Source organism: Flavobacterium microcysteis, from assembly GCF_006385255.1.
Lineage (GTDB): Bacteria > Bacteroidota > Bacteroidia > Flavobacteriales > Flavobacteriaceae > Flavobacterium > Flavobacterium microcysteis.
Window position 1 is genome coordinate 158,112 of record NZ_VFJE01000056.1, and the last position, 23,863, is coordinate 181,974.

Sequence of the window (23,863 nt, forward strand, 5' to 3'; positions counted from 1 at the left end):
TTTTAGGATTGGTTATTGCAATTAAAATGTGTTAAATTAAAAACATGCTGCCATAGGGTTGTCACTGCTGTAGTTTTATTTTGTGGATACGAATCAAAAAACAACAGTCAAAATGGAAAAATTAGATTTAACAAAGAAGTATAAAACGTATTTTACTTCCAAAACAAAACCTGAAATTGTTGAGATAGAGCCTGCACATTTTATCTCAATAACGGGCAAGGGCAATCCTTCTGAAAAAAGTTTTTCGGAAAAAATACAAGCACTTTATACAACAGCCTATACCATCAAATTTGTGTTCAAACAGCAAGACAAAGATTTTACAGTTTCAAAACTGGAAGGGTTATGGTGGTATGACGAAAAGAAATTTGCAGGAATTACTATGGACGAAGCACCAAACGCAATTGCCAGGAGTGAATGGGAATATCGTTTGTTACTGCGATTACCGGAATATGTGACTGAAGATGATGTAGAAAAGGCAATTCAAGCCGCTTTCGCAAAAAAGAAACTAGAACTTGTAAAAGAAATCGAGTTTTTTAGAATGAACGAAGGGAAATCGGTACAGATGCTGCATGTTGGCCCATTTTCAAAGGAAAATGAAACGTTACAGGAAATGAAAAAAATGATAGAGGAAAACGGCTTCCAAAAAAATGGACTGCACCACGAAATCTACCTTTCAGATTTCAACAAGACAGAAGAAAGTAAACTCAGGACTATTTTAAGAGAACCGGTGAAATAAATAGAAAAAACAACAAAAGCCATTGAAATGGCTTTTGTTGTTTTGCTAAAAGCTTTTTGGTTATTGCTTATTTTCTCGATTCTTATTATTTACCCACCAATACAAAGGTGGGATGAGCAAAGGAGCAAAAAGTAAAGTACTTGCTAAGCCTCCAATAATTACGGTTGCCAATGGCCGTTGAATATCAGAACCAATACCGCTGGAAACAGAAGCGGGGATAAGCCCAAAAATAGCTAGGATAAGTATAGATAATAACGCTCTCAATTGTTCTTTAGAGGTTTGTCCAATCCGCTTTTTTGATAAGATATTGCCAGATGTTGCCCTGTTTAATGCTGAAACAAGCAACACTCCTGCCATTACTGATATTCCGAAAATAGAAACAAAACCGACACCTGCTGAAACATTAAAATAATATCCACGTAAGAGCAATGCTATAATTCCGCCAGCCAAAGCAAATAGAATGCAGCTTGTTGTAACCAGGGTGTGCCTAAAGTTTTTGTATAGCATAAAAAGGAATATAAAAACCATTGCCAATGTTAAGGGAATTGTCAGTGCCAGTTGTTTTCCGGCACGTTCCAAATTTTCATATTGACCGCCATATACCAATTCGTAGCCTTTTGGAATGGTTATATCATTTTCTATTTTCTTTTGCAGTTCCTTTACGAAACCACCCTGATCTCGGCCTCTGATATTGGTACGCACGGTTATCATCCGCTTGTTGTTGTATCTGTAAATATTGGTCTGTCCTTCTACAAAACTGATTTTGGCGAGCTGTTCCAACGGAATAAGAGAACCGCTTGAAGAAGGCACAAGCAATTTTTGGATTTCGTCAATATTGTTTCGGAATTGAGGCAGATAGCGGATGACAATATCATAGCGTTTTGCTCCGTCATACAGAACAGAAATGTTTTTACCGCCAATAGCAGCTTCTATCATATTTTGAATATCGGCTACATTGATACCATATCGTGCTGCCTGTTCCCGATTGATATTGACAGCCAGCTGTTCCTGTGTTCCTTCCTGTTCGATGTTTACGCCTACGCTTCCATGCATTGATTTTACGATATGGGCGATACTGTCTGCCTTGTTTCGCATCAGTGTCAAATCATCGCCTACAATTGAAACAGCAAGGTCGGCGGCACTTCCGGTTACAATTTCCATTACCTGATCGATAATAGGCTGTCCGGAAGAAAATTTCACGCTTGGCAGTTCGTTTTCCAGTTCAGTACTGATCTGTTTCACTAATTCTTTTTTGGAAATAGTATCATTCCATAGATGGTATTCTTTTAAGCCTACTAAAATTTCGTTTCGATTGGCGGGAAACGGATCGGTACCATCATCATTTCTGCCTGTCTGGGTAATGACGTAAGAGATTTGCGGGTATTTTGAAATGATCTTGCGAATCTTTGGAGCATATTTGGCATTTTCCTGTATGGTAATTCCAGCTGGGAAATTGCCCCGAAGAAAAATAGAACCTTCATCCAATTCCGGCAAAAATTCTGTCCCTAATTTCATTCCGAATGAAATCAGGAATAACACCACTCCAAAACCGATGAGTACCGTTTTTTTATAATGCTTCAAAAGTTTGGAAAGCATTTTTCCATAGCCGTTTTCTAAAAAAATAAGTAACCTGTTTTTATGTTCTTTGAATGGCTTATCAGGATTTGAAATGGCTTTGTTGTAAACAAAAGAAATCAATACCGGAATAAAGGTTAATGCGGCAATCATAGAACCGATAACTGCAAATGCCAGAGTTAGAGCCATAGGCGAAAAAAGCTTGCCTTCTACTCGGGTCATCAAGAGGATAGGCATATAGGCCAATATGATGATTGTTACAGAGAAGAAAATTTCACGGCCAACTTCTTTTGCAGAAAGTAACGTCATCTGTACAATTCCATTTCCTTTTTCTTCTGGTGTTGCGTTCCGGTATTTCCTAATGAGATGCTCTGCCATTACTACAGCACCGTCTACAATTATTCCAAAATCAATCGCACCCAACGAAAGCAGATTGGCAGGAATACCCGTAAGTCGCATAATGATAAAGGCAAAAAGCAATGAAAAAGGAATAGTGAGTGCCACGACTAAAGCACTTCGCATACTTCCCAAAAAGAAAATGAGGATGATGATAACGATACTAACACCTTCAAACAAGGTTTTTCCAACAGTGTGTAGTGAATGGTCAATTAAAAAGCTTCGGTCATAAAGAGTCCTGATTTTTACACCTTCCGGCAATTCGCTTTGCTGTAAATCGGCAATTCGCTGTTTCAGTTCTGCCAATACCTCACTTGGGTTTTCATACCTGCGGAGCAAAATAATTCCTTCAACTCCGTTATTTACCTCTACATTTCCTCCGGCAACAGTATAACCCAATACTCCGCTTGGCGGCGGCGGAGCAATTTCTACGCTTGCCACATCCCGTACAAAAACAGGTATTCCGTTTTCTGATTTGAGTACGATATTTTCAATATCACTTTCATTCTTGATGGCTCCCAATCCGCGAACGGCAAAACCCTGACCGCCACGTTCCAGGATATTTCCACCAGTGTTTTGGTTGTTTGCAATTACGGCGTTTTCTACTTCTGAAATGGTAAGACTGTACTTGCGTAGTTTGTCCGGATACGTAAGGATATGGAATTGCTTCAAAGGTCCACCAAAAGTGGTAATATCGGCTATTCCTGCAGTCTGTAATAAATAGGGCTTGATTACCCAATCCTGCAAATCCCTTAACTGAATAGGCGAAAAGGTTGGAGGTGCTTCGACCACATAACGGAAAATCTCACCAACTGCTGTAGACAGCGGAGCAAGTTCAGGCGAGACGCCTTCGGGCAATTCGGCTGTTGCAAGGCGTTCCATGACCTGCTGTCTTGCAAAATAGTCATCCGTGCCATCTTTAAAAGTGAGCTGTACAACACTTAGACCAAAAATAGTCCTGCTTCTTCGGTCTAGTACATTGGGCGTATTTTGCAGTGCTCTCTCTATAGGAACGGTAACCTGTTGTTCTACTTCTTCGGCTGCACGACCTTGATATTGTGCAACAATAATTACGTTGGTATCGGCTATATCAGGATAGGCTTCAATTTTCAGATTTGTAAAACAATAATAGCCAATTGCCATTAGTGCAAAACTGACCACTATTACAAGCCAGCGGTTTTTTAGGGAGAATATCAGTAGCTTATTAATCATTGCTTGTTTTTTTAGGATTTTACTATATCCGAATGTGTTTTATCTGTAAATAGATGGCTGTATTATAGCCAGGAATTGAATTTTTTAATGAACCAGTTTTTTACTAATTGTGTAAGCAAGCAATAGCTGATTAGTATGGCTATGAGCCATGGGAAATAGCTCAAAGGCAAAGGCTGCATTTTTAATGCTGCTGCAAAAGGTGAAAAAGGAATCAGGATGCCTATAACCATAATCAATGAAGTTAAAGCGACTACCGGAGTTGCTGCCCAACTTTGTATAAAAGGGATCTTTCGGGTACGTATCATATGTATGATCAGCGTTTGCGAAAGCAGGCCTTCTATAAACCAGCCGCTTTGAAAAAGGGTTTGATGTTCAACCGTATTTGCTTTGAATACAAAAAACATGACCGCAAAAGTGGCAAAATCAAAGATGGAGCTTATCGGGCCAATGAAAAGCATAAATCTCGACACGCTTCCTGCATCCCATTTTTTTGGTTTTTGGATAAATTCTTCATCCATTCTGTCCCACGGAATAGAAATCTGTGAAACATCATAGAGCAGGTTTTGTATCAGCAGATGTACAGGCAACATAGGTAGGAATGGCAAAAATGCACTTGCTCCAAGCATACTGAACATATTCCCGAAATTGCTGCTGGCTGTCATTTTGATGTATTTAATGATATTGCCAAAAGTCCGCCTGCCATATATCACGCCTTTACGTAGTACCATAAGGTCTTTTTCCAGCAAAATAATATCGGCACTTTCTTTCGTAATGTCTACGGCTGTATCTACGCTGATACCTACATCAGATTCTTTTAATGCGGCGGCATCATTAATACCATCGCCCATAAAACCAACGGTATGACCTTTGCCTCGCAGTGCCTTTACTACCCGTACTTTTTGCAAGGGATTTAGCTTGGCAAAAACGGAAACAGTATCAATTTGCTGTAATAATTCATCATCGGTCATTTTTTCCAAATCGCTGCCATTGACCACATACTGCACAGGAATACCTATATCATTGCAAATTTTCTTTGTAACAATTTCATTATCGCCCGTGAGTACTTTTATGCTTACGCCTAATTTTTGCAAGGCTTGAATAGCAGGTTTTGACGATGGTTTTGCAGGGTCAAGAAAACCAATAAACCCGGTTAAAGTAAGTTGGTTCTCATCTTGAACGGAATAGGTGAGCGGATGCGAACCGTCAAATTCACGAATGGCAACCAGCAAAACCCGAAGTCCTTCTTCATTCATTTTTTTAGAAGTATTCAATACGGTGTTTCGCATGGTGTCGTCCATTGGAACGATGGTGTCATTCTCGATATGGAGACTACGGTCATCACCGGGATCAAAAGCATTGGTGCATAATTCCAACATTTCTTCAACGGCGCCTTTAGTAATAAGAAGATGTTTGCCGTTATGCGTTTTCAGTACGACAGACATCCGTCTGCGTTGAAAATCGAAAGGGATTTCATCTACTTTAATATATTGTTCCTCTACTTTCAGATAGTCGTGCAAATCGGCGTGTTCCAGTACGGCTTCGTCCATCAGGTTTTTAAGTCCTGTTTGATGGTAGCTGTTGAGGTAGGCCCATTTTAGGACTTCATCATCTTCTATTCCGTAAACATTCAGGTGTTTTTCCAATACAATTTTATCCAATGTCAAAGTTCCGGTCTTATCTGTACAAAGAATATCCATTGCCCCAATGTTTTGGATGGAGTTCAGCCGTTTTACGATTACTTTATGCTTGCTCATGGTTACAGCACCTTTTGCCAGATTAGCGGTAACTATCATGGGCAGCATTTCAGGTGTTAGACCTACAGCGATAGCGATGGCAAAGAGCAATGCTTCTGCCCAATCGTTTTTTAGCAAACCGTTGATTAAAAAAATAAGCGGAACCATTACCAGCATAAAACGGATAAGCAAAAAGCTGACCTTATTAATCCCTTTATCAAAGCTGGTTTCGGGACGTTCTCCCACAATAGATTTGCTGATACTTCCAAAAAAAGTATAGCTTCCTGTAGCAACAACAATTGCCATAGCAGAACCGCTTACCACATTCGTACCCATAAAGCAGACATTATTGAGCTCTGTAGGCTGCTTTTGTTCAGCATTACGTATTGGGAAATGATTTTTTTCAACCGGCAAGGCTTCACCTGTGAGCATGCTTTCGCTGACAAAAAGGTCTTTGCTCTGCATAATGCGGCAGTCGGCGGGAATCATATCTCCGGCAGACAGATGTATGATATCGCCAGGAACAAGTTCGCTGATAGGGATTTCTTTTTTACCGGTAAACTTTCTCAACACGGTAGCCGTGGTTTTTACCATACTCTTTAGCTTTTCGGCAGCCGAATTACTTCGGTATTCCTGCACAAAACGCAAAAGCGCACTTACCAAAATCATAATAGAAACTACAATTACGGTTTTGAAATCACGGTCTTCGGCAGTGGGCAGCCATACATCAATAATAAATGAAACGGCAGCAATGACTAGCAGTATGTAAATAAAAGGATTGGCAAATGCTTTCAATAGCTGAATAAATCGCTTTGGTGCTTTCTGGTGCTGCAATTCATTAACTCCAAATTTCAGCCTGCGTTCTTCTGCAGTAGCATTGGTTATTCCTTGCTCACTTGTTTCCAGCATGGCATATACAAACTTATCATCCTGGCTGGATGCGTTTTGCAGTTTGGTAACGGTTCCCATATTCATTCCGCTGGAATTGATTATGGAGTGGAGCGGGTTTTTTAATTTCGTTTTTAAGTGTATCATCATAATCCTCTTTTTGTTGATGAATAAATTTCCAGACCTTGAAGCAAACAAATTGGGCACATGTTTTTATGCTGTTGAAAAAGAAAAGTTGGGAGAAGGAATAGCTGTATGGCTTAAACTAACGCTATAAATTTGATGGCATTCCTATACTCCCAACTTACTTTACGGCTTTTGAAACCGCATTAATACAACAGTGGAGGTACTGTTGGAAAAAAGTTGAGAGAAGGAATATATCTCTGTATGGCTGAAATCATAGTTATAAATCGGATTCAGTTCCTATAATCTCCCAACTTACTTTAATTACTTTTTCTTCTATGGTCAGACGGCTTGCTACCCGTTCGATCATATTATCCTGCGGCGTTGCCGATTTGATAACGGCTGTTATTGTTACATGGCTTATATCGTCAGTATCATCACTGGTCAATGATTTTAGTAATAGTTTTTCTTCATTTCCGAGCATCTGCATCAGCAATACCCGAATGTGATTTTCGACTTCGGTTTTGCATTTTATTGTGAACAGATAGTCAATTTGTGTAGTAGCGGATTTAATAAATGTAAGCGAGCTCAGTTTTTGTCCAAGCGGACGCAGAAGCATATGCGTAAGCATAATTGCGGCTGTAACAATGCCTGCCTGTGCAAATAAGCCCAAACCGCAAAGTGAACCCACGGCAGCTGAACACCAAATAGTGGCAGCTGTGTTTAAGCCCTGAACGCTCAAACCGTCTTTCATGATTACGCCTGCACCTAAAAAACCAATACCGGTTACAATTTGTGCTGCAATACGGCTTGGATCGCCTGCATTATCCGTCAGAGAAACCGAAAGCAATATAAAAGCAGCAGAACCTAACGACACCAAAGTATTGGTGCGTAACCCGGCGCTTTTTTGCCGCCACTGTCGTTCAATGCCAATAGAAGCACCAAAAACAAGTGCAAACAAAAGGCGGATAGAAAAACTTAAAATGGTCATTGGTTCTGATTTTATAATTACTTACTCAGGGCAAATCAATACCCAAAGCTTAATCCTTTTAATTGCATTACACCTTCAATGGCAATTTCATCGCCATTATTTAATCCTTTAAATACAACTATCCTGTTGCCAATCTGCTGTCCGGTTTGTATTTCTCGTCGTTCAAATTCGTGAGCCGACTTTTTAGCAAATACATAATTTTTTCCTTGTACGGTGGCTAAAGATGTTTTGCTTATGGTAACAAAATTGCCTTCGTTTAATCCAAATGAAATGTTGGCGAACATTCCGGCTTTGATTTTGCTCGTACTATTGTTTACTCGTATTCGGATTTTTACCATTCGTGTGGCATTGTCAACCACATCGGCAATATTTTCCACTTTTCCGGTATAGGTTTCGTTCGGGAATGATGAAAAAGAGATAGAGCAGGAACTTCCTTCGTTAATCTTGCTGATTTGGTTTTCAGGAATGTCACAGATGATATAAGCTGCTCCGGCTTTTGCATTTCGCAAGAGTTCGGGATTAAAACCGCCGGATTTTAATTTGGCTTCATGCTCAATCAATGCGGCTTTTTCATTGGCAAGACTTGTTTGTTCCATGCTTAACGCTGCCTGGGCATTTAATAAATCCTGTCCTGTGGCCGATCCATGTTGCTGCAAATCTTTTGTGCGTTCTAGTTCAATCTGTTTTTGGCGAATGTTGATGTTCTGGATTTGGCGGATATTAGCCTGATGCTGGATCAGCTGTGTATAATTGCTTGCCAGTTCTGGTTTTTCAAATAATATGATGTTTTGTGATGCTCCAGTGTTTGACGAAACAATTATAGCTCCGACATTACCGATGGCAGCTAGGTCAGCATTGACACTATTGTCGTTTACTTTTTCGGTTTTGAAAAATGTAATAGCTGCTGTATCCTGAAAGGATATTTCCTGACCACTGTTACTAACTGTCGGGGTTGCATTTTTTTCCTCTTTCTTTTTTTCCTCATTTCTGCAGGAAGTAAGAAGTAGGAGCATAGGCAATAAGTATTTTATATTTTTCATTATTTCGCTAGTTGATTGATTAAACCTGTTGCATAAAGCAGTTGAAAGTAGCTTTGGCGGTAGTGTTGCAAAGCCTCATAATATTGCTGTTGTGTTTCCAACCAGCTACGTTGCGCTTCTAAAAAGTCGATAATGGTTGTGCCGCTTTTCAAATAGGCATATTTTACATTGTCTAAAATAGACTGAGACTGCTCTAAGACTGTTTCGAAATTCTGCACGTTCTGTTTCTGTAGCTTGTAGCTTGCATAAGCCGTTTTGATTTCGGTTTGCAATTGTTCTTGTATCGTAAAAAGATGTTGCTCGGCCTGTTTTTTCAGCACAACTGATTTTTTTATCTCACCTTGATTCCGATTGAAAAAAGGGAGGTCAAACGTGGCATAAATACCCCAATAGGGAATAGTATTTTGAGGGTTATAGATAACTCCAACTTCCGGCTGTGGGAATGCAAGCGATTTCTGAAGCTTGATGTTGCTGTCCGAAACTTCAATCAATGTTTTGGCAGTTGTGATGTCACTGCGATTTTCAAGAGATTGAGCAAGCAAACCTTCTATGTTTTCAGAACCAGAAAAAAGAAATGGGTCTTTCATATCAATGCTCAACGAATCTTTACTACCTAACAAAAAGCGTAGTTCGGTTTTTTTATTGGCATGTTCCTGCAGCATTGTTTTATATTGGATGGCATATTGCTTGGATAATAATTGGGTACGATACAGGTCGGTTTGCGTAATAACCTGATTTTTATAACGGTTTTGGTTGGTAATAACAAGGCTGTCAATGTTGTTTTTGGCAGAAGTCAGAATATCTAATTGTTTTTGGGCTACCCATACCTCTAGCCATTTTTGAGCTACTTCAAGAAATAAGTTACGTTCTGTTTCTGCATAGCTTTTCTCTGCAAAGGCAATATTCTTGCCTGCCATATCTATTTTGTGTTTGCGCTGTCCTGCAACCTGAAAAGTTTTTCCCAATTGAAAAGCATATTGGTTGTTTATGGCGCTGTATAAATCAGAATTGGGTGCTGCATTTTTTTGAGAAGCAATATTGATATAGTTCAGTCCTAATTTTGGATTATACCACTGTTTTGAAGTGATGGCTTCTGCTTGAGCGATACCTATAGCAAATTGTTCGGTTTTTAAAAAGGGATTGCTGGCTTTTGCTGTTTGCAAAGCTCGTTGCAGGGTATACTTTTCCTGCGCCTTTGCCGTGTGACTAAACACGAAAAGAAGAGCAATCGATACTGGGAGTTTGAAATGAAAAATCATTATGCCTTTTTTATAGGCACAAAAGTCTTTATTCCCTATGGAAAGGGGCGTTAGAGAATCAATAGAAAAAAATTAGAATTTTATTAGAGAACGAAGTAGTTACACTAACAGCAATTCAAATTTGCCTGAATAGGAGGGCATTTTACAGTTCCATAACTGCAATATACACAGCAATCGCCTGGAAGAGGTTTTAATCTTGTTTTGCAATTTTCGCATTCGTAAAAATAAACGCAGGCATCTGTTGGCATAATCTCTGCTTTTTTGTGTCCGCAGTCAGGGCAGGTTATTGTAGAGTTAAGGTCTGCGGTTTTGCTATTGGATGTTGTACAGCTATTGCAAGAAGCATGCATTTTGTTTCGTCGGTAATTCCAAAAAGTGGCTATTAAAAGTCCAAGCATGCCCGCATATAGAAAATAAGTCCAATAATCACTATCGTTAAAATGATAACCGTAAAAAATTAATAACCCGCTTGGAATGGCTACTAATAACGGATACAGGCAACGGTGTTTGAAATAAGAAATGACAAGTCCGGCAATATTTATCAAAACCATTATCTGAAAAATCCACATCGACCAGCCTCCAAAAAGTTCAAAACTCCCCAATCCCAAAGCCGAAGCTGTAAAAGCGAATATCGGAAAACAGCAAGGTGAAAAGATTGCTGTTAGAAAAAGGCCAATAGTTCCGAATTTGTCAATGTTTGGAATAAGTTTCATGCTTTGTTTTTATTATGATAAGTGATTTGGTGTAGCTCAACAGTAAACACCGTTCCTTTTTCAGCAGAAGAAATAACGTTGATTTCTCCTTTATGGAGTGTTATGATTTTTTGTGTAAGCGAAAGGCCAATACCGTTTCCATCTGCATACTTTTTATTTTCGCCCCTATAAAATGGAGTAAAGATATTTTTGATATCCTCTTTAGAAATACCAATGCCTTTATCAGCAAATCGTAATAGGATTTTTCCATCACCATAAGAAAAGGAAACAGTGCTCTGCTTGTTGTCTGAAAACTTACAGCCGTTTTCAAACAGATTCACAAAAGCTACTTTTAGAAGATATTCGTTACCGTTTACAGAGATCTGGTCATCATTCTCGAAATCGCTTTCAAAATGGATGTCAATCTTGTAATCAGGATTTGCCTGCTGTGCTTGTGAGCGTGCATCCAATAATATTTCGTCTATACGGACAGGCTTAAAAGAAATTTCGGATGGATCATAACTTGCTTTTGCCAGATCCAGCAGGCTGTTTGAAAGACGGGCTAGTTTTTTGGCATCCGCCAACGTGTTAGTGACCACGTTTTTATATTCACTGATTGTACGGTCTTTATGCGTAGATAATTCCAATTCAGCAATAATGGCCGCAAGCGGCGTTCTTAACTCATGGGAAATATTGGAAACAAAATGTTTTTGCGCCTCAAACGAATTTTCCAACCGATCTAGCATTTCGTTGAATGTGTTGGCCAGTTCTGAAAGCTCGTCTTTGCTTCCGTTACTCATTAGGCGTAAGTCAAGATTGGTAGCTGAAATGTTGGCTGCCTTTTCTGTCATTTCCTTTACCGGCCCGAATGCTTTTTTTGAAAAGAAGCGTCCGGCAATGTAGATAAACAAGACTGAAATAATAAAAACGATAATGATGGTTTTGAATAAGCTGTCGAGTTTGGTATAGCCATATTGGTCATAAGCTGTGGCGGTAACTATAAAATAGCTGCCTTGAAATTCATACCGAAGCCCGATAACTTGCCAATCCTGCTGATAAAAACTGATTTCTCCTTTTTGGTTAATTTCGTTTATCATCTGTTTGGTTTCCTTTACATAATCGATGTCAACAGCATCATGATAAAGCAAGTGAAAGTACGGGTCGTAAATAGCGACTTCTACTTCATTTAGTATTCTTCGGTTGTTATGATAGATTTCCTGTAAGTTCTTTTTATCGACTCTGGCATTTAAAAAGAGATTGGCTTTGGTAATAGCTTCTTTTTTTAGCAGTAAATAAAACTCCTTTTCTCTATTCTCTTTAGCAGTAAAATAGATAACTGCAGCGAAGACTAATAAGATTGTCGCTGTAATAAGAGTGAATAGTAAGGTGAGGCGTGTCCTGATTTTCATTATTCTGCTTTCAAAATAAATCCCATTCCTGATTTGGTGTGTATCAATTTTTTGTCAAAATCCTTGTCGATTTTTTTTCTCAAATAATTGATATAAACATCAATAAAATTGGTGCCTGTATCAAAATGTGTATCCCATACTTTTTCGGCAATTTCAACTCGTGATAATACCCGTTCCGGATTGTGCATCAGATACTCCAACAGCTTAAATTCTTTTGGTGTAAGGCTTATTTCTTGTCCGTCCCGTTTCACTATTTTAGTGTGAAGATTCATTTCAAGGTCAGCAAAGCGCACAATAAATCCGGTGTTATTTGCTGTTTTAGTATTGCGTTTTAGCAAAGCACGGATACGTACCAACAGTTCGCGCATTTCAAAAGGCTTGACCAGATAATCGTCTGCTCCGGCATCAAATCCTTCTACTTTGTCGTCTGTCGTGCCCAGGGCTGTCAACATGATAATAGGAATGTCGGGTTTGGTTTCCCGTATGTGTCTGCATACGTCGATTCCATCCATTTTTGGCAAAATAATATCTGTAATAATCAGGTCATAATCGTTTTGCAGGGCTAACTTCTTGCCTGAAAGTCCGTCGTAGGCCAAAGTAATGGCAAATCCCTGTTCTTCAAGCCCTCTTTGTATGAGTTCGGCTACCCTTTGATCGTCTTCTATTACTAAAATTGCCATTTTTTTCTTTTTGGAGTGGAATATACAAAGCTACGAAATAAGCTGTATTATAAAGAAGTGATGTAAAGAGAGGTGAGTTACAGTAAAAAATGCTTTAAGACTTACCTTATTGACTTATAAGTTATCTAATATAGAAATCAGATATTGTTTGGTCAGAGCAGAATTTTCTTTTACAAAATCAATGTTGGTTTCTTCAGAGGTTATAAGAATTTGCCCCCTATAAATAATACCACTTGCATTGCTAAAAATAGCTTCTTCATTGTTAGAGTCTACTTTTACAAAATCCCCCTTTTTTAGATTGCTTGATACAGTAATGTAAATTTCTGCCACAGAATCTTTAATAGCATAAGGGAATAAATATTTGGCATTAAGTATGGGATTAAATTCCTTACGATTTGTTTCTTTGATTTTAATAGTAATAACCCCGAAATCATGGTTTCTTGAAATCTTTAAGTCAGTAATAACACCTGAAAATTTAATGTCATTTGATATTAAATCATGAATCCTTTTTTCTTTTTCCCAATTCTTGTCCTGAATAATTGAGTTTACTATCAATAAAATAATAATAATCGGGATGATGTATTTATATTTCATGATATTAGCTGATAGATTGGTGTTTCAGGAAAAACTATGCTGAATCTTATCGAAAATTCCAAGAAAAGGAAACCACAAAAATAGTCTTTTAAGAATTGAAATACTTCCTAATCCCGCACATTTAACCGTATCAATAATGTGTCATTTTTCCCTTCCGTAACAAATACCGCATTGTCAGAACGGCTATATCCCTGTGAGATTCTTAAAGTATCATATCCGTCTTTTAAAAACATGATGTCATAATCAGTGTTACAACTTGCGATACCGCAGCTAAAAAACTTCAAAACATTAAAATATCCATCAATATCGGTCGTGTCAATTCTAGAACCTTGGCTTGAATTCATTTTTACGACAACACCTTTTAATCTTTCACCCGTAATAGCATCTTCTACTACACCAGACTCTCCAACATCCATATCGCAGGATACTAAAGCAAAAAAACATATATAGGGTAAATATAGATAATGTTTCATGGTTTAAATATTTATATAGGAGATGTCTTACCGATATAAAAGTTGCGTTTTGATTTTGATTTTGAGGCTGAATTGTTGTATGTTGAAATTTTAAGAAACAAAATAATAACCAACTACAACCGTGATTTCATGAGTCGAGGTTTAACTATTTATGGACTGTAAGGAAACTTCTATAGCTTAGTTGGTTGAAAATTAAAAAGGTAGCTTGTGTTTTTCTAATATTTCTTTTGCAATTACATCAACCTCTTCTTCTTTTTCTTGTTTTGTTGCATTCAGGTAAACATTTTTTACTTCGAGTAAAATTTTCTGACTAGGAGTAGTTTCAGAATGTAATATTAGGCTATGAAGAATCCAGAATCCAATACTTCCATATTTCATCATTACTTTTCAAAATTAACACGCTTTTTTTAGTCTCATTTATATAAAGATTAGATTATTCTTTCAATCCTCTTATTATCTTGTAATCAATAATCTTAATGTCTTCGTAATTAGTATTATAAGTTTTAGTGTCATAATATTTGCCATTGATAGTTTGACCGCTTCCAAAAGGAGAATCTGGATTATCGACAGGTTGGTAGAGAAAATTCACATAGATTAAAGCCATACCTAAACCATGTTCCCCTATTTCGATGCTTTTATCAAGTCTCAAGCTATTCCATAAATCAGTATCATTCTTTCCTCTTATAACTATCGCATTTTTTACATTAAGTTGCAAGGTGTCTGTGATATTTCTTGCCAATAATTTTTCCTTATTGCCTTCATAGACAGGATAAAAATTCATTACCCTGAATGTTCCATGGAATGAAGTCGGAAACGTAATAACGCCAATGCCTTCAAAATTTCTTCTAGGCTCGGTTTTTTGGACATATCTACCTCTATTTTTATCTGTATTGCATCCTACAAGAAGGAGTAGGATGCAAAATGTTTGTAAAAATACTTTCATAATTTAGAATTTTTTTTGTGCACGGGTGCTTCCATCCGGCATATCTATAAAATCGCCTTTTTGATCTACGACTAAGGTGCCAAAAACTCTTTTTATACTTTTATTTGCTTTTGACCTTGACATCGCATGTTCTATCCATTTTGTGTATTGTATTAGATGCAAGTTCGTACCGTCTCCACCCATAAAATTTGTTTCAAATCCTTCGAAAGGAATGGTATTTTTATCCATAGCGAAACTTGCATTCCTATAATCATCATACCTATCTGCAAGACCAAATAAATGAAGGGTTTCATGGACAACAGTATGATTGTCTTTTCCGGAATTATATATGGTTCCTTTCTTATTAGTTAGTAGAGAGTGCTTAAAACCATTTTTTCCAAATGTGGACCATTGAACATTGGAAATCCCATCTTCTGATTTGAATTCTAATATATTTTCGCCTCTTTTCAGATTGTCCTTGTTTTTTTTCTTATCATAGGCATAATTTATTTCTACAGAAACGTCTACATCTCCTACTTTTTTTGATTTTATGTTATCTTTTGCATATGTATTCAATTCATTTGCTCTTTTGCTACTTGCGCCGCTACCGGTTATATAAACAGTGCCACTTATTTTTAAACCGATAAATTTTCCTTTACTGTCAAAAAACAAATCCATTATATAGTCTTTACCATCGAAGTCGGAAAACCCAATAGGATCATTATTAACATATGCATAAGGACTTTCACTCATAAACTTTTCTGTTAATGGATCAATATTCATCCACCTTCCAATCGCAGGGTCATAATTCCTGGCCCCGTAGTCGTAAACATTCAGTCCAAACTCGTCCTGTAGCTCCTTTCCGTTATACTTATACTTGTACTCCAACGGCGCACTAGGCCTTCCTGGTCTCAAGCTTACCTTTTCGTCAATCCTTTGGAAGGAATTCCAATCTGAACTATAGTTAGTATGTTTGAGTCCAAATGGGTAATAATGGTTTTCTTCAATAATCTTAAGAACATTAGTGGCTGGATCTATCCCGTATGAAAGCCTGATGTTTCCCAAATGGTCCGTATAATTATAGACATAATTATAACTTTCAGGCGTTATTACTGTCGGGTTTAATAAATCACCTCCCATAACGGAAGGCGTATAATTCACATAGCCTTCAGCGGTAGGAAAAAACAATAGGAGTTTGCCTTTGTACTGGAATCCCTGCAAATAGATAAAATATGTTGCTGTACCAGCTTGTGTAACTGCCTTTTGTATTTTTTTTCCGGCAGCATCGTAAAGATATTCAATTTTATCCGATTCTGAGCCAAAAACAATCTTTGTTGGCAGATTTAGGTGGTTGTACAGGATTTGCGTAATACCTTTGTTCTGATCAGAAATCATATTCCCATTAGCATCATAAGCATAGTCGTCTTCGGGGTCAGTAATTCCGTCGGGACTATCGTCACTGAAACCTTGGGGGTTAAAACTATAGTCAAGCACTTTCATTAATTGATTTTTCTTCTGTGGATGATAGCTGTAGGCCAGTCTATCCATCTCAAGGGCCATAAAATCTCCGTCATATCCTCCATTTCTGGACAAATCTGTAATATTCCCATTCTTATCATAGGAGATTTCTTCATCATAAGAATTAAGAACCGAGCCCCTTTTTTGATAAATAGCTTTATTAAGACGGTTAAGATTGTCGTATTTGTAGCCATAAGATCTTACTATGTCATTACTTGAAGTTCTCCAGAAGGTTTCTGAAATATTGCCATTGTATAAAGGTTTTATCTCGCCATAAACTGTGTTTTCTACGGTCTCATAGTTGATCTTAAATGCAAAAAGGTCGTCAGGACTGCCTGGCTGTACAAGATTGTCTATCTTGTTGATTTCTTTTAGCCAACCTTTAATGTTGTAGGCATAATCTGCCTTCTGCAGGCAGGCATTTCCGTTTAGATCATTGCCTCCTATCCGTTTAGAGATAATCTGTCCGAGTTCGTCATAACTGTTAAGGCTAAGTAACTGTTCAGTTCGTCCTGAAATCTGGTGTGTATGCGAATAAAGCCTGTTTTGTGCAGTATATTTGTAACGGTCGTAGACCTTGATATCTCCTGCGCCAGTTGCTCTAGCATGAGTCGTAAGTGTATAGATCTTTTTTCCTGAAAAATCCAACTTGCTATCAATGGTCGTGTGGCCGCCGAGATAATTGATGTTTTTTGTCCTAATTGGCCTTTGCTTGTAATCATATAGAATAGAGGAAAGCTCGCCCGTATAACTGCTTGTTGCTTGTAGTACCCGGATCCATGTGCCCGTTTGTAATCCTTTTGGCTTTTGTACGGTATTGAAATACACTTCTTGCCCTTCGACGACACTAAAATCTATAGGAGCATTCGGATACGCATAGTCGTCATAATAATTTACAGACAGTATGTGGTATCCGGAAGTAGGGAAGGACTGGTTGGTATACCTCACGGCTATGCCATTGATGTTGTTATCCGAAACAGACTTGCTATCGCTGAGGTTTGAGGTCATTCCATCTAATTGAGTCTGCAGAGATTGTCTAGTAGAACTATCTATATTCGAATTTATAGGCATCCATCCCGTCAATATTGGTCTGTTGAATACGTCATACTTGGTCACGAGCCAACCTGTAAAATCTACATCATTGAAAGGAGATAATGTAGGGCCTGTTGCTGCTACCCTGTCGAGCTTGTCATAGACAAGATACTCCCATTGCTTTCCGGGCAGTTTTTTTTCAATGAGCCTGAACTTGCCATCATATTTATATTGGAAACAAAGGTCTGATACTACGCTTTGGTTTATGACGGTATTATAAACGGTTTGTGGTCCGAAGAGAGATGGATCGAGAGGCGCCGTAAGAGTCTGATTCAGGCTTTGGAATGTACCTGAACCAGGATAGTTGTCAGTAAATCTCAGCTGGTTGTTCTCTACATATACGGTATATCTTGGATATCCTACAGAAAGCGTTCCTAAGGTCATATTGGGTATAGGCTGAATCGCATTGATTGGATGGTTTTTCGATACATCAATTTCTGTTGCATTAAATCCTCCACTGAAAATTACCTTCAGGGTATTGTTTTCGATCCTGATCGTCATTGACCCGCCTCCTCCAGTATAGCCAACCAGTATATTGCTTATATAAATGCTCTGGTTGTAATAATAAGGGACTTGCGATGATTGTACAGTAGCCACGCTTTCTGAAGCCAATGGCGGAATAACGAATGCAAGATTTCCATTAGAATCATAGACATAGTAGGTATCTAGCTTAGAAGTTTCGTTTTCATACGACCTTTTCAAGACAACTCTGCCCAGATGGTCCTTATATTCTTCTGAAGTATTTTTTTTGCCTGAGGTCCAGTTTTCATCTTTGGTCGTCATCTTATAAAGGCTTCCTGAACTTTTGTATCCGTCTGAAGCAAGCTGTCCTGCATTGACTTTGAAGTCCTGAACCTTGTCATTTTCGGAGTTGGTATCAAAGGCAAACTTGACGGCTCTATCATTGTCATTAGTGTCATTTCCGATCCATGCATTTCCCGGTGCACTTTGTTTCAAGACCCTGTTGAGAGGGCTCTTTTCAAAGAACACTTTCGTATAAGGATTCTGATGTCCGCTATAAAGTGGAAAGTTAAGCGTGTTTGTTTCGGCATCGACATCAAATAGCATGTCCTGACTGCCTTTTCCATAAGGAAGGTATTCTCTGTCCTGTCTTCCCAAAATATCATAACTGATATGAGTCGCCAAGTCTTTGCCAGAACCCGACTGGAGATGAGCCACTTTTTGTATAGGCCTCCCTAGTCCATCAAAATAGGTTACGTCAACTTTTACTTTCTCTGCATCACTGTCAGGCAGGGAAGTTGTAGCTTCTGTCTTGTAATTTTTTGTCTTGACATAGTTCTGGTTCCTGCTTTGGGCCATAAGCAGAAAAGGAAACAGTATTGGCAAAATGATATATATCTTTTTCATATTGTCTTAATTTTGTGGTCTGAAATTGTATTCATATTCCGAAAGCAACTTGTCTTTTACATCCCTGACAGATATAAGACGGCCAAAGGTATCGTATTGATAGTGTGTCGTATTTCCCTTTGCATCAGTGATTGAACTTACGCCAATCCCAGGGATATGAGTATAAGAAGTTACCATTGCCTCAGGGAGCGCATTCCTCAAGTGGCCAAGCCAAGTAATAAGATCAGCTTCGCTTCCCGTGTCGGAAAGATATTGCAGGCCTCCCACATATGGTGAAATCTGGCTGTAATCGGCGTTGTCTATCTTAGCCAATGGAAGCGTTTTTCCATATCCCCATACCACGCATGTCTTGATGCCGTTTTGCATATGGAATTCGATAAGATTTCCCTTCTCGTCATACTGGTCATATAGTATCTTTTGTATTAATTCCGGTGCTGTGCTTGCATTTGGCCTGATCTCGATTGCCTGAGGCAGAGTAAGCCCTCCTACAACTTGGTAGGTAAAACTCTGCTGATTCATCTGGCCGTTTTCAGTAATGGTCTTCAGCAGCGGAAGGCTCAGCCAGTTTTGAGAGGACAGTGCAGGTGTGCTGTAATATAGGGTGTTTTCTAAGTTGACAAGTGATCCATATTGGTTTCTGGTCTCGGTAGAGGTAATAAGATTATTTGCATTATAGATGTAGCTTTTCTGTGTCCATGTAGATCCGGAAGGAAAGTATTCCGTGGTCTTTTCTGATGACAATAAGCTCTGCTTGTCATAAATAGCATAATAACCTACAAGATGCTGAGGCATATGGAAAGGCTGTGCAACACCTAATCCAGCATCAAATCCAAATAGGTTACGGAAGCCCACAATGATATTGCCATAAAAGATATTCGATTTTTTTGTCGTATATGTATATTCTGTCTTAACTAGCGGAGTGGCACTTCCTGCAGCATATATTTCTTTACTCAATATCTTGCCGTTTTCTGTAGCGTTTATATCCATTAGCGAGGGCATTTCAATATCGACCTTGTAGTCATGTTGGTGTAACGATTTTTCGTCTCTTTTGTTGGCAAATCTGTAAACAGTCTTCCCGTTGCCTTCCGGAGATTCATGGATCATAGTTACCTGGTCATATCCGACCGTATTGTAGGAGCCAAGCAATGAAGGTCTTTGGTAATTGGTATTATTGAACTCATCAACGCTGAAAGAAGAGCCATGGTAAAGATCTGGAAAAGGCGGGGGAGAATCTATAAATGTATATGTCGTAGCAGTGTAATGTTTCAGTATTTCGAAAGGCACAAGAGAAATGCCTCCAGAATAATTATAGGTTGTTTTCCGTTGAAGAATTCCGTTGTCAGTGAGCATGATGTTTTTTATCCTGATACCATTGCCCTTGACAAAATCACCCACGATATTTCCTGCATTTGGCAGGACAGTCTCAAATGATGCTCTCTGGTATTCATTGAGTTCATATTCATATTCAATCTTTCCTCCTGTAGGGTATTGTATAGCCTTTAATACGGATGCTTTGGCAAAGTTTATGTAGGCGGCCTTATCGTTGCCATTATCGCCAAAGGCAGGATAGCCTACAGAAGCAGGATTAGGAGCAAGAGAAGTGTTCCCTGTTCTGCCATTGTAGAATCCCCAAAAGTCGACTGCTGCTGAAGTCTTTCTTGGCAGATTATTCTGGTCGTAAGTGAAGATATAGGGATTGTTGCCAATTTCCTGCAGAGATGTAAGTTTCAGCCTGTAGGAATTGTGTATCGGATTGTAATTAGGATTGGTAGGATTAGGCGTGATAAATACGTTTCCTGTTTCGCTGGCTATGAAATAATCATAAGAAAAGCGGAAGTCCTTCAATATGGTGTTTTTTAAGTTTTTTATAAGAACCCTGTCTGTTTTTTTATCATTAAGCCTATCAGAACGGTCCGAATATTCAAATGTCACAATTTCATTGGGTGTTGTGATTTTGCTGACATACATCATTTTTTCATACATTGCACTGTATGTCAGCGGATAGGTAGTCACATCCCCGTTTTCATATCCTGCGTTGCTCAGATTTCCATTACGTCTGCCTTCTCCAGCATATAGATTCCATGTAGTTACTTGCGAAATTTTTCTCAGTTTCTGGGAATAAGAACTAGTTTTTGTGATGCCATAATCTGTATATTCAAAATCGATTACCTTATTTTTTGTGGTTATAATTTTTATGAGGCTCCAGTTATTCGTGTAGCTGTTTCCCCCTGCCTGTAAGAAATCAGGTGTTATGTCATCCGTGTGGGTCGATGTGTTGTCTTGTCTCATTTTTCCGAAGACATATTGATTGCCATCAGGCGAAGTAATTTTCCATCCAATAGGATTCGGATTGGAGCTGTCTACAATCTGCTCAACTTTATAGCCTTTACTGTCAAGAACTTCAATGGCTCCGCTACCCGAGTCAAACCGCTTGATAAACTTCAGAGAGTGCCCAAGAAAACTTACCCTGAATATATCAGGTTCGGTATCTAGATTTGCATCGGTCATATCAAAATCTTGCGTTTGGCAAAACGACTTTCCTTCAATAGGGTATCCATTCGTTGCTATAAATATGGAGTTTATTACTGATGGAACTGAAGTTACAAAGGTCGGTTCCGGAGTACAGTTTGTGCCATTAGGCAAAGTTTGGCACGTGGATGCAGATTGCGAACCGCAATTCATCGGCCATTCATAGATCAGAGGATAAACAGCTTTTTGATATTTCAGCAGTTTTTTAGAATATTGCACTGTGAGCAAGTCGTCCCTATCGTTTATGGTCTGCGTAATCTGTCCAAAATTCATATTCCAACCTAGTCCAACATTACTCGCTTCTTCGCTTACTTTGAATCCGCCAGCATGGTATCTAAGATCTATTGGGACTGTAACTTCGTCGATTTTGATACTATATAGAGGTATGCTGATACCGGCTATACCGGTATATTCTCCTATAGGGATCTGGTCGTATTTGGTAAATTCGAACACTTTTGATGGTTCTGGAGCCTTAAAAGAAGGAAGATTTTGTGCTTGTGCCATGACACCAATACCTAGAGCCAGTATTATATATATTTTTTTCATTACTGTAATATTTTTATTATTTTTTGTTAATGGCTTTCACAATCTTAACGGTATCTTCTTGTACATTCGTCCTGATTTGTACCAGATAAATTCCTATAGGAAGTCCTCCAAGGTCAACTGGGACAGTTCTGTCCTGAATATCGAAATGCTGCAGCTGGCGCCCTGACAAGTCAAATACGGTTGCTGTGCCTTTCTCGAACTCATAACCTACGATGACATTGGTAAATTGAGCTGTAGGATTTGGGAAGGCCTCGATTGGGCTTTTCTCTTCTTTCTTTTTCTTTTCGTTTTTCAGCTTCACGACCCAAAAATCGTTTCTCCCCTGTGAAGAATGACGATCCCGTGAATTACTGCCTTTGGAAGTTCCAGCCAACAGGTATCCGCCATCGCGTACCCTAACGGCTTTTCTCAGGATATCCTGCCCGTTGCTTCCTACGGTCTTTCGCCATTGTTCTTCTCCCTTCTCGTTGATTTTTATAGCCACATAATCATTGATATCTTCTTTGTCTTTTTTCTTTTCGCTGGAAGTCTCGCTCATTGCATGGCCACCAATTAGGAAGGAACCGTCTTCATTTTCAACCAGAGAAGCAAGTAGGTCGGTTTTTCCAACATCATAAGTTTCCTGCCATAGGATTTCACCAGATGGATCTATTTTCAGAAGCCAGAAGTCAATACCGTTCGTGTTGGAGGTGTTTTTGTTACCGCTGGATTCAGAAGCAGAATTTCCTGCCAGTATATAGTTACCGTCTGAAGTATGAAGCATCGTTTTGAGCTGTTCATCGCCTTCTCCGCCATATACCTTTTGCCATTCAATCGTTCCGAACTTGTCTGTTTTTACTACCCAATAATCGCTTTCTCCATATCTTTTTTCGGTCTTGTCTCCTGATACTGTAGAGTTTGAAGATCCGGCAAGCATAAAACCTCCATCAGCTGTTTGGATGATGCTCCGCAGCTCATCAGAATATTGTCCGCCGATAGTTTTCTGCCATTCAATTTGACCTTCATTGTCTAGCTTTACGATCCAATAATCAAGACCGCCCCGACTGTCCTCTTTTTTTTCAAACATATCTTCTTTTCCGTTTTTTTCCTTTTCGCTTCGTGAAGAACCAGAAGTACCGCCTATGATATAGCCACCGTCAGAAGTTGACGCAATACTTTGAAGAAGTTCCTGTCCGGTACCGCCTATAGTACGTTGCCACTGTTCGGTACCCTTGGCATTTAATTTGATAATCCAGAAGTCTTCAAGTCCTTTACAGTCGTCTTTTTTATGAAGGCCTTTAGGCGAATTGGAAGTGCCTGCTAAAATAAAGCCTCCGTCAGGCGTTAGTTTAATGCTCTGTAGAAGGTCAGCTCCGGTACCTCCGAATCCTTTTTGCCAGTCGAGTTCTCCCTTTTCGTCCATTTTCCAGATAAAGTAATCCAGATTTCCATTGTTGTCATCAGTCTTGTTTCCCGTATTTTTGGATAGTGAGCTTCCTGCGAGAATAAAACCGTAGTCTGGAGTGGGCTGTGCATCGAAGAGATAATCAGAATGTTTTCCGCCATAGGACTTTTCCCAAAGGATATCCTGGGCTTTGAGCGTGCCTGCAGAAAGCAGGATGCAGGCGGCCAGAAGGTGCGCCCTTGAGTGTCTGTTTGTAGCCATAAGCATGTGATTTAAGATAATAGCTGTTGCGATCGGTTGTTGATAATTCAATGGTTCTAAAATTTTAGAACAATGTTACACGCTTTAGAAAATCTGTTATTACAGAAAATATGTAAAAAATGTTAAAATTTCAGAGAAGTGAATTTATTGAAAGCGAAACTGTTTTTGAAAACAAAGTAAAAACACAAGTGAATTATCGATGAAATAGGAGCTGATTGATAAAGACTAAGAGTGTTGGAATTTTTATCAAATAAAAAAGGACAAATCGATATTTTTATCGATTTGTCCTTTTAAGTGGAGAAGATGGGATTCGAACCCACTACCTCTTGGCTGCCAGCCAAGCGCTCTAGCCAAGTGAGCTACATCCCCAAAGCTGACGCAAATTAAGGTAATTAATTTTCAAAAAGCAAATACCTTCTGATGAATTTATTTTGCAAAAGCG

The 23,863-nt window shown here is 38.8% G+C and carries 16 protein-coding genes, 1 tRNA gene and 1 pseudogene; 1 reads left to right on the forward strand and 17 read right to left on the reverse strand.

What is annotated here, in order from left to right; all coding sequences use genetic code 11:
- Positions 1–112 precede the first annotated feature (112 nt).
- Entirely contained in the window at positions 113–736 is a 624-nt protein-coding gene (locus FJA49_RS14410; protein ID WP_140001630.1) for a GyrI-like domain-containing protein, read from the forward strand.
- Positions 737–796: 60 nt separating this feature from the next.
- Here the strand turns inward: FJA49_RS14410 and FJA49_RS14415 are convergent, their stop codons facing one another.
- The 17 genes and pseudogenes from FJA49_RS14415 to FJA49_RS14490 form a co-directional block, all read right to left on the reverse strand.
- Positions 797–3,919 (reverse strand): efflux RND transporter permease subunit, encoded by a 3,123-nt coding sequence (locus FJA49_RS14415; protein WP_140001631.1) that lies wholly within the window; start codon positions 3,917–3,919, stop codon positions 797–799.
- A 62-nt stretch (positions 3,920–3,981) separates the two neighbouring features.
- Positions 3,982–6,690, reverse strand: coding sequence for a magnesium-translocating P-type ATPase (mgtA, locus tag FJA49_RS14420; RefSeq protein WP_233590184.1), 2,709 nt, complete (start codon positions 6,688–6,690; stop codon positions 3,982–3,984).
- Between the two features lie 253 nt (positions 6,691–6,943).
- Entirely contained in the window at positions 6,944–7,654 is a 711-nt protein-coding gene (locus FJA49_RS14425) for an MgtC/SapB family protein (RefSeq protein WP_140001632.1), read from the reverse strand.
- A 35-nt stretch (positions 7,655–7,689) separates the two neighbouring features.
- On the reverse strand, positions 7,690–8,694 hold the full coding sequence (locus FJA49_RS14430) for an efflux RND transporter periplasmic adaptor subunit (RefSeq protein ID WP_140001633.1): 1,005 nt from the start codon (positions 8,692–8,694) through the stop codon (positions 7,690–7,692).
- Positions 8,694–9,953, reverse strand: coding sequence for a TolC family protein (locus FJA49_RS14435; protein ID WP_140001634.1), 1,260 nt, complete (start codon positions 9,951–9,953; stop codon positions 8,694–8,696). Before FJA49_RS14435 ends, FJA49_RS14430 begins: the two co-directional genes overlap by 1 nt.
- Positions 9,954–10,057: 104 nt before the next feature.
- Complete coding sequence (locus FJA49_RS18595; protein ID WP_233590230.1) at positions 10,058–10,303, reverse strand: GDCCVxC domain-containing (seleno)protein; 246 nt, start codon at positions 10,301–10,303, stop codon at positions 10,058–10,060.
- Between the two features lie 21 nt (positions 10,304–10,324).
- Positions 10,325–10,666, reverse strand: a pseudogene (locus FJA49_RS18600) (MerC domain-containing protein); the annotation flags it as partial.
- Complete coding sequence (locus FJA49_RS14445) at positions 10,663–12,054, reverse strand: sensor histidine kinase (RefSeq protein WP_140001636.1); 1,392 nt, start codon at positions 12,052–12,054, stop codon at positions 10,663–10,665. The pseudogene FJA49_RS18600 and the gene FJA49_RS14445, both read right to left, overlap by 4 nt.
- On the reverse strand, positions 12,054–12,734 hold the full coding sequence (locus FJA49_RS14450) for a response regulator transcription factor (RefSeq protein WP_140001637.1): 681 nt from the start codon (positions 12,732–12,734) through the stop codon (positions 12,054–12,056). The genes FJA49_RS14445 and FJA49_RS14450 overlap by 1 nt, the downstream gene beginning before the upstream one ends.
- 114 nt (positions 12,735–12,848) lie before the next feature.
- A complete protein-coding gene (locus FJA49_RS14455; protein WP_140001638.1) occupies positions 12,849–13,328 on the reverse strand; it encodes a hypothetical protein in 480 nt (159 codons plus the stop codon).
- 107 nt (positions 13,329–13,435) lie between these two features.
- Entirely contained in the window at positions 13,436–13,801 is a 366-nt protein-coding gene (locus tag FJA49_RS14460) for a hypothetical protein (protein WP_140001639.1), read from the reverse strand.
- A 192-nt stretch (positions 13,802–13,993) separates the two neighbouring features.
- Positions 13,994–14,182, reverse strand: coding sequence for a hypothetical protein (locus FJA49_RS14465; protein WP_140001640.1), 189 nt, complete (start codon positions 14,180–14,182; stop codon positions 13,994–13,996).
- Between the two features lie 52 nt (positions 14,183–14,234).
- The gene (locus FJA49_RS14470; RefSeq protein ID WP_140001641.1) at positions 14,235–14,744 is read right to left on the reverse strand and encodes a hypothetical protein; all 510 of its coding nucleotides are present in this window, start codon (positions 14,742–14,744) and stop codon (positions 14,235–14,237) included.
- Positions 14,745–14,747: 3 nt separating this feature from the next.
- Positions 14,748–18,701, reverse strand: coding sequence for a DUF6443 domain-containing protein (locus FJA49_RS14475; protein ID WP_140001642.1), 3,954 nt, complete (start codon positions 18,699–18,701; stop codon positions 14,748–14,750).
- A 6-nt stretch (positions 18,702–18,707) separates the two neighbouring features.
- Positions 18,708–21,776, reverse strand: coding sequence for an RHS repeat domain-containing protein (locus FJA49_RS14480; RefSeq protein ID WP_140001643.1), 3,069 nt, complete (start codon positions 21,774–21,776; stop codon positions 18,708–18,710).
- Between the two features lie 16 nt (positions 21,777–21,792).
- Entirely contained in the window at positions 21,793–23,421 is a 1,629-nt protein-coding gene (locus tag FJA49_RS14485) for a T9SS type A sorting domain-containing protein (RefSeq protein WP_140001644.1), read from the reverse strand.
- A 295-nt stretch (positions 23,422–23,716) separates the two neighbouring features.
- Positions 23,717–23,790: transfer RNA gene (locus tag FJA49_RS14490), tRNA-Ala, on the reverse strand.
- Positions 23,791–23,863: the final 73 nt, after the last annotated feature.